At 63.8% G+C, this 13,447-nt stretch carries 11 protein-coding genes and 1 pseudogene; 9 read left to right on the forward strand and 3 right to left on the reverse strand.

Features of this window, described 5'->3' with window-relative positions; all coding sequences use genetic code 11:
- Positions 1–86: 86 nt before the first annotated feature.
- Positions 87–233: pseudogene (locus tag DVH29_RS08910) on the reverse strand (transposase); the annotation flags it as partial.
- A gap of 26 nt (positions 234–259) precedes the next feature.
- On the opposite strand from DVH29_RS08910, the gene DVH29_RS08915 reads away from it, so the two are divergent.
- The 3 genes from DVH29_RS08915 to DVH29_RS08925 all read left to right on the forward strand — a co-directional run bounded on the left by DVH29_RS08915 (position 260) and on the right by DVH29_RS08925 (position 3,500).
- A complete protein-coding gene (locus tag DVH29_RS08915) occupies positions 260–1,600 on the forward strand; it encodes a pyridoxal phosphate-dependent aminotransferase (RefSeq protein WP_245944936.1) in 1,341 nt (446 codons plus the stop codon).
- A 4-nt stretch (positions 1,601–1,604) separates the two neighbouring features.
- Positions 1,605–2,054, forward strand: coding sequence for a RidA family protein (locus DVH29_RS08920; protein WP_114645832.1), 450 nt, complete (start codon positions 1,605–1,607; stop codon positions 2,052–2,054).
- Between the two features lie 603 nt (positions 2,055–2,657).
- A complete protein-coding gene (locus DVH29_RS08925) occupies positions 2,658–3,500 on the forward strand; it encodes a sugar phosphate isomerase/epimerase family protein (RefSeq protein ID WP_114645833.1) in 843 nt (280 codons plus the stop codon).
- A 59-nt stretch (positions 3,501–3,559) separates the two neighbouring features.
- Here the strand turns inward: DVH29_RS08925 and DVH29_RS08930 are convergent, their stop codons facing one another.
- Positions 3,560–4,561 carry an SIS domain-containing protein gene (locus DVH29_RS08930; RefSeq protein ID WP_114645834.1) on the reverse strand — a complete coding sequence of 334 codons (1,002 nt, stop codon included), beginning with the start codon at positions 4,559–4,561 and terminating at the stop codon, positions 3,560–3,562.
- A 166-nt stretch (positions 4,562–4,727) separates the two neighbouring features.
- Between DVH29_RS08930 and DVH29_RS08935 the strand changes: the two genes are divergently transcribed.
- From DVH29_RS08935 to DVH29_RS08955, 5 genes are all read left to right on the forward strand, one after another.
- On the forward strand, positions 4,728–5,567 hold the full coding sequence (locus DVH29_RS08935) for a PfkB family carbohydrate kinase (RefSeq protein WP_114645835.1): 840 nt from the start codon (positions 4,728–4,730) through the stop codon (positions 5,565–5,567).
- 132 nt (positions 5,568–5,699) lie between these two features.
- Positions 5,700–6,926, forward strand: a complete 1,227-nt coding sequence (locus DVH29_RS08940; protein WP_199562558.1) for a pyridoxal phosphate-dependent aminotransferase — start codon at positions 5,700–5,702, stop codon at positions 6,924–6,926.
- An 18-nt stretch (positions 6,927–6,944) separates the two neighbouring features.
- On the forward strand, positions 6,945–8,453 hold the full coding sequence (gene amaB / locus DVH29_RS08945; protein ID WP_114645837.1) for an L-piperidine-6-carboxylate dehydrogenase: 1,509 nt from the start codon (positions 6,945–6,947) through the stop codon (positions 8,451–8,453).
- Positions 8,450–9,853, forward strand: coding sequence for a 2-oxoadipate dioxygenase/decarboxylase HglS (gene hglS, locus DVH29_RS08950; protein ID WP_114645838.1), 1,404 nt, complete (start codon positions 8,450–8,452; stop codon positions 9,851–9,853). Before amaB ends, hglS begins: the two co-directional genes overlap by 4 nt.
- Before the next feature lie 81 nt (positions 9,854–9,934).
- Complete coding sequence (locus tag DVH29_RS08955; protein WP_114645839.1) at positions 9,935–10,822, forward strand: LysR family transcriptional regulator; 888 nt, start codon at positions 9,935–9,937, stop codon at positions 10,820–10,822.
- Between the two features lie 4 nt (positions 10,823–10,826).
- Here the strand turns inward: DVH29_RS08955 and DVH29_RS08960 are convergent, their stop codons facing one another.
- The gene (locus DVH29_RS08960; protein WP_114645840.1) at positions 10,827–11,315 is read right to left on the reverse strand and encodes an Lrp/AsnC family transcriptional regulator; all 489 of its coding nucleotides are present in this window, start codon (positions 11,313–11,315) and stop codon (positions 10,827–10,829) included.
- 220 nt (positions 11,316–11,535) lie between these two features.
- On the opposite strand from DVH29_RS08960, the gene DVH29_RS08965 reads away from it, so the two are divergent.
- Positions 11,536–13,308 (forward strand): thiamine pyrophosphate-binding protein, encoded by a 1,773-nt coding sequence (locus tag DVH29_RS08965; RefSeq protein ID WP_245944937.1) that lies wholly within the window; start codon positions 11,536–11,538, stop codon positions 13,306–13,308.
- Positions 13,309–13,447 lie beyond the last annotated feature (139 nt).

Here is a 13,447-nt window from a genome sequence, read left to right on the forward strand (position 1 = left end):
TGTTGCGCTTCATCTCTGGTCCTTTTCGATGGGCCAGAGTCTATTTCAAACTGGATTAGCTCCAAGGGGCAACGTCAGGGTTTGCCGCCGTTCGCCGAAAGGGCGGAGAAGATCTTGTTGAACACGCCGAGCCGGCTCCACCGGATGAAACGATTGTAGATCGTCTTGGGTGGGCCATATTCGGAGGGCACATCGCGCCATCGCAAGCCGTTTCTGATCACGAAGATAATACCACAGCCTAGTTCGGCGTTTCACGCAGATGCTGATGCTCCAAGTCCTGAACTATTGTTCTTCCGAACCGCAGAAGTGGATGCCGCTGCTGGAAACGCTCTGGAGCACGAGGCAGGGCCGCTTAATTTCATTACCTTTTCAAAGGGCCATCATGAACACTCTCGACTCCAAGTTTTTGAAACTTTCGACCGAAAACGCGCCGGGCCAGGAAGGTCAGCAGATGAGGCAGGACTTCCGGTCGCTTTTGCGCGGCGATGTTCTTCCCGGGCGCATGGTCGATTTTTCGCACGGTGACGTCGATGCTTTCTTACCTTCGCCCGGAGCGTACGAGGCGTTCAAGAGCGGCTTTCGCCGTGGCGGCGCGCAGGCCTACACCGAGTACCGGGGCAACGCTGCGATCCGCACGCGCGTAGCGCAAAATCTGGCCGCCTTTACCGGTGCCCCGGTGGACGGCGATGACGAGATGATCATCACACCAGGAACGCAGGGCGCGCTGTTTTTGGCCATTGCCGCAACGGTGAATGCCGGAACCAAGGTAGCGGTCATTGAGCCAGATTATTTCGCAAACCGGAAGTTAGTGCATTTCTTTGGCGCGGAGTTGATGCCAATCGCGCTTGACTACGCCGGCAAAGCCGGCATGGCTGGCCTTGACCTAGGACAACTGGAGGATGCGTTGAAGGCGGGTGCGCAAGTATTCGTCTTTTCGAACCCGAACAATCCAACGGGCGTGATCTATTCGGCTGAGGAAATCACTTCGATTGCCGATCTGGCGGCGCGCTACGATGCCACGGTCATCGTTGACCAACTCTATTCGAGACTTGTCTATGACAGCGGAACCTATACCCATTTGCGTGCGGTGCGAACCGTTCCTGCCAACCTGATTACCATCATGGGACCGTCAAAGACCGAGTCCCTTAGCGGTTTCCGGCTGGGTATCGCGTTCGGGTCGCCTCAATTGATCCGCCGCATGGAACAGTTGCAAGCCATCGTATCGCTACGCGCGGCCGGTTACAGCCAGGCTGTGCTTGAGGCTTGGTTCACCGAACCCTCTGGATGGATAAACGAACGTACGCGTCTCCACCAGGCCATCCGCGACGATCTGCTTGAGCTTTTCGGTAGGGTGAACGATCTAAGAGTTCGCGTACCCGACGGTGGCAGCTACCTGTTTCCCGAACTGCCCGATCTGTCTGTATCAATCGAGGATTTTGCTCGGATTCTGCGGCACCAGGGAAACGTCATCGTTACGCCCGGCAGCGAATTCGGGCCAACTTCACATCAGGGCGTACGACTGAATTTTTCTCAAGACCATGAAGCGGCGGTCCGGGCGGTCGAGCGCATGATAGAGCTTATCGGGCGCTACAGAGAGTGATGTGATGGAGGTTGTTTCTAGTCCCGTTCCGAACGGGCGTTACGTCATCGCAAAACGTCATAAGGACGTCATATACACATCCGGTATGACGCCCAGGCGCAGCGGCGTACTGGTTTATACCGGCGCGGTAAAACCGGGCTGTCCCGTCGAGGACTATCGCGATGCCGCAGTGATGGCCACTGCCAACGCGGTGAAGGCGGCTTTACAATTGCTCGAGGCCGGTGAACGCATTTGCGAGGTGCTTGTTCTCACCGTATTTGTCGCGGCAGAGCCTGAGTTTACCGATCATCCCCGCATCGCCGACTTTGCCTCCACCTATCTCTATGAACGGTTTGGTGCCAATGGCGTTGGTGCGCGGGCCGCGGTCGGCGTGAATTCGCTACCCGGCAATGCGACGATCGAAATTCAACTGAGTGTCGTTGTTGACCACGTGCCAAAGTTTCATCCCGCCTAACCGCTGACTCCTGTCATCTCGAAATGTCATTCGTATTATTGACTGGAGTAGTCGGGGGAGAGGGTGCAATGGTGGGGCGTGATGCGGACAAAGTGGTTCTGACCGCCAAGAAGAGCGGCTCTCTACCTCGGCTAACTTTTCATGAGCATTCTCCATCTCCCGACGACGTGGGTCATAATTGGTAAGTCCGAGTTCAGAATAGTCTAAACGAAGGCAACAGGTCGGATATTGACCTGCTTCGCATCGGAGCGTTCATACGAGCGGCAACTCGACAGTCGTCAAAGTAACCCGTTACGCCTCGTATTGCTTCGGCCGTATGCCACTGCAGACACAATACTCTTCATAGCAGCAGGTCGGATACGGACCCTAAATGTGGCGCTTTTGTTTGTGATACAATAGTGACCATAAAATGTGGCACAGACTACGCGGGCCGGGCCAAAAAAGCATATTGTTCCAAGCTTACGACGAGGGTTCGATTCCCTTCACCCGCTCCATCTCCCCTCCATCCCTGCTGAAATCCCGCCTCCGCGCATCCGGCCATTGCCCGGCGCGGGTAGATGTGAGAACGTTATCGCATTGACCGGCTGAGCAAGGGAAAAGGCAATGGCGCTGTCGTTGAGCAATGTCTGCGGGATGAATTTTCACTATATGCGGCACCCGCTCCGCAGCTTTCTCGACGATGCCGCCGCGCTGGGGCTGACCCGGGTGGAGATCTGGGGCGCCGCGCCGCATTTCTATATCGGCGACAATTCCCTCGCCGCCGCGCGCGAGCTGGGCCGCGAGGTGCGCGCGCGGGGCATGGCGCTGGCCTGCTTCACCCCCGAGCAATGCGTCTATCCCATCAATCTGGGGAGTTCCGAGCCCGTCCTGCGCGACCGCAGCCAGCGCTATTTCCTCGAATGCCTCGAAATGTGCGTCGAGATGGGCAGCCCGGCCCTGTTGGTGACCCCGGGTTCGGGCTATGCCAACCAGCCGGCCGAGGAGGCCTGGGCGCGCTGCGTCGCCTCGCTCGCCCTTCTCGCCGACCGCGCCGAGCGGCTGGGCATCACGCTGTTTTTCGAGGCCCTGCCGCCGGCCTGGAGCAATATCGCGGTCACGGCGCCCGATGTGCGGCGCATGCTCGATGCGGTCGCTTCCCCCGCCCTCAAGGGCATGATGGACACCTCCGCCGCCCGTTTGACCCGTGAGGACGTGGGCGATTTCGCCCGGGCGCTCGGCGCCGATCTGGCCCATATGCACATGACCGACGCCGATGACGGGGGCGCGCATCTGGCCTGGGGCGACGGCATTCTCGATCTCGATGCCTATATCGCCGATCTCAATGCCGCCGGATATGACGGGGCGCTGTCGCTCGAAATCACCAATGCGCGCTATTATCTCGATCCCATGCCGGCCATGCGCAAAAGCGTCGAAGCGCTCGCCGCGGCCATCGCCCGCGCGGCCTGAGCCCAATCCCAATCGCTATACAAAAAAGGAGGGGGCCGTTTCCGGCCCCCGTCGCGTTCTCAATAGTCGCTGATCTTTTTCATGTAGCGGCGGCCTTCCAGCATGGGCTGGCCGCGCAGGTCGGCGATCTTGTAGGCGAAGCGCCACAGCGTGTCGAAGAACACCAGCGGCACCAGATAGCCGCGGAAGGCGTCGTCGATGCCGGTGAGGTCGAGCTTTTCGGCGTCGAGCACCATGACATTGTCCTCCGAGCCGAAGCGCAGGGCGAAATCGCGGGCCCGTTCTTCCAGCCGCCGCGTCTCGTCGAGGCCGACCATGACGATGAAGCTGGCGTCCTTGTCGGTCACCTCGAACGGGCCGTGGAAATATTCGTTGGCATGGATGGCCTGGGAGTTGATCCACTGCATCTCCATCAAGACGCAGATGGAGAAGGAATAGGCCGCGCCGTAATTGGCGCCGCTGGCCAGCGTGTAGATCACGTCCTTCTTGGCGAGGCGCGGGGCATAGTCCTCGAACAGGGGCGCGAAGACGTCATGCGCCTTGTCGATGGCGGGTTGCAGATTGCTCAGGCTCTTGAGCAGCGAGGGCACCACGTCGATGCCGTCGGTCTGCTTCACGAGGCCGGCCAGCAGCATGTAGAGCACACCGTAATTGGATTCGGCCGCGTCGATGGGAACCCCGGTCGTATAGAAGGCCTGGTAGTTGACCACGTTCTCGGCGGCATTGGCGAGCGGGGAGGCCGAATCGAGGGTCATCGCGATGGTCGCGGCGCCCTTGGCGCGGGCGAATTCGGCGGCGCGCGCGGTTTCCTTGGTGGTGCCGGTCTGCGAGCACAGGATCACCAGCGCCTTGTCGTCGAGCTTTTGCGGGCTGCGCGCGATGAACTCGTCGGCGTTGTAGACGTCGGAATTGAGCACCTTGGAGTGACGGTCGAGGAAATACTTGCCTGGATGCATGATCGAGAGCGATCCGCCGCAGGCGACGAGAAAGACATTTCCGAATTCGCGCCCGGCAATGGCGGAAAGAGCTTGGGAAATGTCCGGGTTCAGTTCAGTCTTCATGATGCCTCTCGGGGTTGAGACGTCCGGCCATGGACGGCCCGGCCAGTGCGTTTGGGGAAAACAGGGCTTGGCGACGCGGAAGACGAGCCTTCGCGTTGACAATGTCCCCTATAAAGTGCGAACGTTCTCACATCAAGTCAACTCGTATTTTCGATCGATGGGTTCAATGGTCAGAATCGTTGCCGTGGGCGACAATGTGGTGGACTGCTATGCCGCCAACGCAATGATGTATCCGGGGGGCAATACCCTCAACGCGGCGGTGTTCGTGCGCCGGTTCGGCGGGCAGTCGGCCTATGTCGGCGCCGTCGCCGACGACGCGGCCGGCCGGCATATCCGGGCGGCGCTGATGGCCGAAGGGGTCGATGTCTCGCATCTGCGCGTGCTCGACGAGGGCATGACGGCCTATTGCGTCATCGGCCATGAGGATGGCGACCGCATCTTCATCACCTATGACCTCGGGGTGTCGATGTTCACGCCGGTCGAGGCCGATCTCGCCTTCATCGCCGGATTCGATGCCGCCCATATCGGCCGCTCCAGCGGGCTCGATGCGCATCTGGCCGATGTGGCGCAGCGCACGCGGCTCTCCTATGATTTTTCCACCGGGCGCGATCCCGGCCATATCGCGGCCGTGGCCCCGCTATGCCTGCTGACCGCCGCTTCGGCCGGCGAGGCGCCCGAGGCCGAGGCGCTGGCCCTGCAGCGCCAGATGCTGGACGCCGGGGCGCAATGGGCGCTGGTGACCCGTGGCCGGGCCGGGGCGATCCTCTCGGACGGCAGCGCCGTTCACAGCGTCGCCGCCGTCCCCACCGAGGTCGTCGATACGCTGGGGGCCGGGGACACTTTTACCGCGCGCACCCTTTATGGCCTGCTTAGGGGCGAGGCGCCGGATCTGGTGTTGCGCGAGGCGGCGCAGGCGGCCGCCAATACCTGCCGCTATTACGGCGCCGTGGGCCATGGCGCGCCCATCGACATCGGGGCCGAGGTGCCCGAACTGGCGCAGGCCTGAGGCCGTTGCCCGGGTAGTTCATGACATTTGGTTATCATTACATCACCAATCGACGTTTTCCGTGAGCGCCCGAACCGCCTAGTGTCCGCCCCCAGTGGAAGAGAGCACATGGGTCTTGCAATGGCTGCAGTCATGAGTTTGGCGGCGGAGGGCGGTATCGGGCTGGCGCGGCGCGTCAGCGATATCGAGGTTTCGCTCATCGTGCGCATCAGCGAGCTGGCCGCGGCGCGCAAGAAGGCCGGCGAGGACATCATCTCGCTCGGCACCGGCGAGCCCGATTTCGATACGCCCGATTTCGTCAAGGCGGCGGCCAAAACCGCCATGGACCGGGGCGAAACCAAATACACCGCCAATACCGGCACCGCCGAGCTCAAACAGGCTATCGTCGCCGAATATGCGCGTCAGGGCGTCACCATCGCCCCGGCCAATGTGATCGCCTCGGCCGGCGCCAAGCAGGTCCTGTTCAACGCCTTCATGGCGACGCTCGATCCGGGCGACGAGGTGGTCATTCCGGCCCCCTACTGGACCAGCTATGTGGATATGGTCTCGATCTGCGGTGGCGTGCCGGTGACCGTGCCGACCCGTGGCGAGGACGGCTTCGTCCTCGCGCCCGAGGCGCTGGAGCGCGCCATCACCCCGCGCACCAAATGGCTGCTGTTCAATTCGCCCTCCAACCCCACCGGCGGGGCTTACGATGCCGGCCAGCTGCGCGCCCTGCTGCCGGTGCTGGCGCGCCATCCGCATGTGGGCCTGATGTCGGACGAGATCTACGAGCATCTGGTCTATGACGATTTCGCCTTCGTCTCGGCGCTCAAGGCGCTGCCCGAGATGGCCGAGCGCGTTCTGGTCGTCAACGGGGTGTCCAAATCCTATGCCATGACCGGCTGGCGTCTGGGCTATGGCGTGGGCCCCAGGGCGCTCATCGATGCGATGGCCGTGGTGCAGGGGCAGGCCACGTCCGCGCCCTCCTCGATCTCGCAGGCCGCCGCCGCCGCCGCCCTCAACGGCCCGCGCGACGTGGTGGCCGAGCGGCGCGAGGACTTCTGGCGGCGGCGCGATCTTGTCGTCGCCGGCCTCAATGCCGTAGAAGGCCTTGTCTGTGACAGCCCGCGCGGGGCCTTCTATGTGTTCCCCGACTGCACCGGCCTTCTGGGCCGCAGGACGCCGCAGGGCACAATTGTGGAGACCGACGCCGATCTCTGCGAATACTATCTCGAACAGGCCGGCGTGGCGGTGGTGCCCGGCACCGCATTCGGGTCGCCTGGCCATTTCCGAATCTCATATGCCTATGCGCAGGTTGCGCTCGAAAAGGCACTCGAACGCATCGCGGCGGCCAGCGCCGCCCTCGTCAAACCGTAAGAACAGGATCAATTGCTGATGGCACATAAGGACATTCTCGCTGCGGCCCTTCTCACCGATGCTGACCTCTCCGGCGGTTCGCTCAAGGTCCACAGCCCCGTCGACGGCGCCCTGCTCGGCAGCGTGGCGACCCATAGCGACGCCGACATGGAGGCGATGATCGCCAGGGCGAAGAGCGCCTTCGAGGCGTGGAAGCTGGTGCCGGCCCCGCGCCGGGGCGAGCTGATCCGCCTGTTCGGCGAGGAATTGCGCGCCGCCAAACAGGAGCTGGGCGCCCTGGTCTCGCTCGAAGTGGGCAAGATCCTGCAGGAGGGTCTGGGCGAGGTTCAGGAGATGATCGACATCTGCGATCTGGCGGTCGGCCAAGCGCGCCAGTTGTTCGGCCTGACCATCGCCTCCGAGCGCCCGGGTCACTCCATGCGCGAAACCTGGCATCCGCTGGGCGTGGTGGGCGTCATCTCCGCCTTCAACTTCCCCGTCGCCGTCTTTGCCTGGAACTTCGCTCTTGCCGCCGTCTGCGGCAATTCCACCATCTGGAAGCCCTCGGAAAAGACCCCGCTCTCGGCTCTGGCGGTGGAAAAGATTTTCAAGAAGGCCCTGGCGCGCTTCGGTTCGGATGCGCCGGACGGGCTGTTGCAGGTGGCGATCGGCGGCGCCGATATCGGCGAGGCGCTGACCGCTTCGAAAGACGTGCCGCTGATCTCGGCGACCGGCTCCACCCGCATGGGCCGCATCGTCGGCCCCAAGGTGGCCGAGCGCTTCGGCAAGACCATTCTCGAACTGGGCGGCAACAATGCGATGATCGTCGCGCCGTCCGCCGATCTGGAAAACGCCGTGCGGGCCATCGTGTTCTCGGCCGTGGGCACCTGCGGCCAGCGCTGCACCAGCCTGCGCCGGGTGATCGTGCATGAGGATGTGCGTGACGAACTGGTCGCGCGGATCAAGAGCGCCTACGAGGGACTGCCCATCGGCAGCCCGCTCGAACAGGGCGTGCTGGTCGGGCCGCTGATCGACAAGCAGGCCTATGACGCCATGCAGACCGCTTTGGAAAAGGCGCGCGCCGAGGGCGGCAAGATCACCGGCGGCGAGAAGGTCGAGGCGGTCGCGGGCGGCTATTACGTGCAGCCGGCCATCGCCGAGATGATCGAGCAGAGCGACATCGTCAAGCACGAGACCTTCGCGCCGATCCTCTATGTCCTCACCTACAAGACCCTCGACGAGGCCATCGCCTTGCAGAACGGCGTGCCCCAGGGCCTGTCGAGCTGCATCTTCTCCACCGATGTGCGCGAGACCGAGCTGTTCCTGTCGGCTGCCGGGTCCGATTGCGGCATCGCCAACGTCAATATCGGCCCCTCGGGTGCTGAGATCGGCGGCGCGTTCGGCGGTGAGAAGGAGACCGGCGGCGGCCGCGAGAGCGGGTCGGACGCCTGGCGCGCCTATATGCGCCGCCAGACCAACACGGTGAACTATTCCCGCGAATTGCCGTTGGCACAGGGCATCAAGTTCGAAATCAAGGCCATGCCATGAGTGACTTTCTCTCCAAAAGTGAAATCCGCGCCCGCTTCTGCCGGGCCATGTCGGACATGTACCGCGACGAGGTCCCCCTCTATGGGGACCTCATGGAGCTGGTCCGCGACGTCAATGCCGATGTCATGGACAAGAACCCCGAGCTGAAAGCCCGCCTCGAAGCGCTCGACAATCTTGATCGCATCTCCGAGGAGCGCCACGGCGCCATCCGGCTGGGCAAGCCCGAGGAGCTGTTCACCATCCGCCGCCTGTTCGCGGTGATGGGCATGGAGCCGGTGGGCTATTACGACCTCTCGGTCGCCGGCATCCCGGTGCATTCGACCGCCTTCCGTCCCACCGATGGCGAAGCCCTCAAGCGCAGCCCGTTCCGCGTCTTCACCTCGCTGCTGCGGCTCGAGCTGATCGAGGACGACGCCCTGCGCCAGGAGGCCGAGGCGATCCTCGCCCGGCGCGACATCTTCACGCCCCGGGCCCGCGCGCTGATCGAGAAGTCCGAGGCCGATGGCGGGCTCGATGAAGCCGACGCCGCGACCTTCATCACCGAGGCGCTGGAAACCTTCCGCTGGCATTCGGACGCCACCGTGTCCGAGGCGACCTATCAGCGCCTGCACGACGCGCACCGGCTGATCGCCGACGTGGTGAGCTTCAAGGGTCCGCACATCAACCACCTGACCCCGCGCACCCTCGATATCGACGCGGTGCAGCGTCTGATGCCCGAGCGCGGCATCACCCCCAAGGCGGTGATCGAGGGCCCCCCGCCGCGCCAATGCCCCATCCTCCTGCGCCAGACCAGTTTCAAGGCGCTCGAGGAGCAGATCGCCTTCCTCGGCGACGCGGAAGACGGCCGGGTCGCCGGACGCCATACGGCGCGCTTCGGCGAGATCGAGCAGCGGGGCGTCGCCCTCAAGCCCAAGGGGCGTCAGCTCTATGACGAACTGCTCGACGCGGCGCGCGGGCTCGCCCAGCCCAAGGCGGACGGCTCCAACACCGCGGACTATATGCGGGCCCTGCGCGAGGTGTTCGCGCCCATGCCCGACAGCTACGCCGAGCTTCGGGCCCAGGACCTCGCCTATTTCCACTACTTCCTGACCGACAAGGGCCGCCGCGCCGTTGGGCTGGAAGTGAGCGGCGATATCGCGACGCTGGTGGCCGAGGGCTATGTGGGCTTCGACCCGATCGTCTATGAAGACTTCCTGCCGGTCTCCGCGGCGGGCATCTTCCAGTCCAATCTGGGCGACAACGCCGCCCATGACCGCCTCGTCAAGTCCAACCGCGACGTCTTCGAAAGCGCGCTCGGGGGCCCCGTGGCCGACGAGTTCGCCATGTATCAGGCGCTCGAGGATGCCTCCATCGCGGCGGTGTTGGCCGAACTGGCCATCGTGCGGGCCAAGGCGAGCTGAGGCCGCGCGCCCATGCGTGACGGGGCCGGGCGGATGCTGCTATATGGGGAGGCTTCTCCACCCCTGTCGCATCGTCCGCCCATGGCCATACCCCGTCGCTTCCTGCCCTCCATGTCGCTGCTCACCGCCTTCGAGGCGGCGGCCCGCCATGAGAGCTTCACCATGGCGGCCGAGGAGCTGTCCATCTCCCAAAGCGCAGTCTCGCGGCAGATCCGCCTCCTCGAAGAGCAGATCGGCAGCCAGCTCTTCGTGCGCGAAAAGCAGACCGTGCGGCTGTCCGAGGCCGGAGCCGCCTACGCGCGGGAAATCCGCGAGGCGCTCAACCGGGTGGCCAATGCCTCGCTCAACCTGCGCGCCAATCCCCATGGCGGCACCTTCAACCTCGCCATCCTGCCCACCTTCGGCACCCGCTGGCTCGCCCCGCGCCTGTCGCGCTTTCTCGACCGGCATCCGGGCATAACCATCAATCTCTCCACCCGCCTCTCGGCCTTCGATTTCCGCACCGATCCCTTCGACGCGGCGATCCATTTCGGCGACAAGCCCTGGGCCGGCACCGAAGGGGTGGAGCTCATGGCCGAGACCGTGGTGCCGGTCGCCTCGCCCGCATTCCTCGAACGCCACAGGATCGAATCGGCCGCCGATATGGTGCAGCTCCCCCTGCTGCATCTGGCCAGCCGGCCCGATCAATGGGAGCGGTGGTTCGCCGCCCAGCATGTGGAGGTGGGGCGGCTGCGCGGCATGCTGTTCGACCAGTTTGCGACCGCCGCCCAGGCGGCGGGATCGGGGCTGGGCCTCGCCCTCCTGCCGGCCTTCCTCATCGAAGGCGACCTCAAGCGCGGCGATCTGGTGGCGGTGCTGGACGCGCCCATGCTCAGCGAGCAGCGCTATTTCCTCATCTGGCCGATGGGGCAGGGGGCGCAGGGGCCGCTAAAGCTGTTTCGCGACTGGATCGTGTCCGAAATGGGTTAGGCGTTTATTCCGCCGCCACGCCATAGGCCTGGCGGGTGTCGTTGACCAGCGCGCCGCCGCGCTGGAAGGCGCGGGTCAGGACCATGGACGAACGGCAGCGCTCGACGCCGGGATAGCCGAGGATTTCGTCGAGCACCGCGTCGATATCTTCGAGGCGCGGCGCCTGGATGACCGCCAAGAGGTCGAAATCGCCGCTGATCGTATAGCAGCTGATCACTTCGGGCAGCGATTGCAGATGGGCCAGCACGTCCTTCTGGCGCTTCTGCACGATGGAAAGCGTGACGAAGGCCTGCACATAGTCGTCGAAGGGGTCTTCCGAGAGGATCGCCGAATAGCCCGTGATCAAGCCGCTCTTTTCCAGCCGCGCGATGCGTTCGTGCACGGTGGTGCGGCCTACGCCGAGTTGCCGGGCGAGTTCGGTGATGGACTGGCGCGCGTTGACGAGCAGGAGACCGATCAACTGTCTGTCGATAGTATCACGCCCATCTGCCATTCGCCCGCATTCTCCCTGCGCACATGGTGTGCATTCTCACATTGTGCACACAAAGATGGCAGTCAGCAAGTTTCATTTGTGCATGAAGTCATGATCATGCGGGTTTCCCCGTCCGCGCGCCCGATGAAATGACGGTCGGGCCTTTTCTGGCGGACACTCTGTCAGGTTTCCCCGAATGCCAGCCGCAATAAGCTGTGGCGAACGAAAGGGAGGGCTGTCCATGGCTGATCGGGAACTGCGCGGTGCTGACATTCTGGTGGAAATGCTGGTGCGCTATGAGGTGGACCATATTTTCGGCGTGCCGGGAGACACCAATGTGCCGCTCTACGACGCCATGCGGCTGGCGCAGGACCGTATCCGCCACATCATGGTGCGCGATGAGCGCTGCGGCGGCTTCATGGCCGATGCCTATGCGCGGCTCTCCAACAAGCCCGCCGTGATGGAGGTGCCGTCCGGGGCCGGGGCCATGTATGTCCTTCCCGCCGTGGCCGAGGCGCATTTTTCCTCGGTGCCGATGATTCTCATCACCTCGGACACGCCGCTGCGCATGGAAGGCCAGGGGGTGATCACCGAGCTCGAATGCGCCAAGCTGTTCGAGCCGGTGACCAAAGCCTCATGGCAGGTGAAGTCGGCGCGCAAGATCCCCGAAATGGTGCGCCGCGCCTTCCGCTACGCCACAGGCGGACGGCCTGGCGCGGTCCATCTGGTGGTGCCCGAGGACGTTCTGGCCGAAACCGTCGCCGCCGATGCGATCTCGCTGCACGCCGAGGCCGCCTGCACCCGCTTCCCCAGCTATCCCGCCTCGCCCGGCGAGAAGGATATCGACGCCCTGATCGGCCTCATCGCCGAGGCCCGGCGCCCGCTTTTCGTGGCCGGCGGTGGCGCCAGCCGCTCCTTGGCCGGCAAGGCGCTGCAAGCGGTGGCCGAAGCGCTGGGCATGCCGGTCGTCCAGACCATCACCGGGCAGTCGACCCTCGTCGACGATCACCCGCTGGCCATCGGCGTCGTCGGCGACAACGGCTTTCACCCCCACGCCAACCGGGCAATGGAGGAGGCCGATCTCATCGTCTATCTCGGCTCAAAGATCGGCTCCGTGGTGACCATCGGCTGGACCTTCCCGAGCGACAGGGTGGAGCGCAAGATCGTCCAGATCGACATCGAGGCCACGGTGCTGGGCAACAATACCGACAATGCGCTCTCGATCTGCGCCGATATCCGGCTCGCCCTCGAAGCGCTCCACGACAGGCTGCCGCAGGGCCTCGCCGTCGATCCGGCCTGGCCGGCCCATCTCAACGCCATGCGGGCCGAATTCTGGCACAAGGCCAGCGCCAAGATGGAGTCCGACGCCGTGCCGCTGGCCCCCCAGCGCATCGTCAAGGCCCTCAACGATCGCCTTGTCGGGCGGCCCTGCTCGATCCTTTCCGATCCCGGCACCCCGACCCCGCACATGACGCAATTGCTGAGACTCGTGGACCCCGAATCGAGCTTCATCATCCCGCGCGCCTTTGGCGGTCTCGGCTATGCCCTGCCGGCCGTGGTCGGGGCGTATCTGGCCCGGCCCCATACCCGGCCCATTGGCCTGTTCGGTGACGGCTCCTTCGCCATGAGCATGGGAGAGCTGGAAACCCTGGTCCGTCTCGACGTGCCCGCCATCCTCGTTCATTTCTCCAATGGCTGCTTTGGCTGGATCAAGGCGTTGCAGCGCCTGCATGGCCACAACGCCACCTATTCGGTGGATTTCAACCGAGTCGACGGCGCGGCCATCGCCGAAGTGTTCGGCGCCCGCGCCTTCCATGTGACCACCCCCGACGAGCTCGATGCGGCCTTCGACGCCGCCTTTGCCCATGACGGTCTGGTGTTCATCGATGTGGAGGTCGAATCCATTGCCGATATGGCGCCCCCGGTCTATTCCTGGCTGAAAAGGATGGGGCGCGATCCGATGCAGATGGGCCCCACCGATGGGGTGTCTCTGGCCGATGGGCAGACACGATAGAGCGTTTCCAGGAAAAGTGCGCAGCGGTTTTCCGGTTCGGAAACGCGATGAAACAAGGAATTGCAGCGTTTCCAGGAAAAGTGCGCAGCGGTTTTCCGGTTCGGAAACGCGATGAAACAAGGAATTGCAGCGTTTCCAG

The organism is Pelagibacterium lacus (assembly GCF_003345525.1).
GTDB lineage: Bacteria > Pseudomonadota > Alphaproteobacteria > Rhizobiales > Devosiaceae > Pelagibacterium > Pelagibacterium lacus.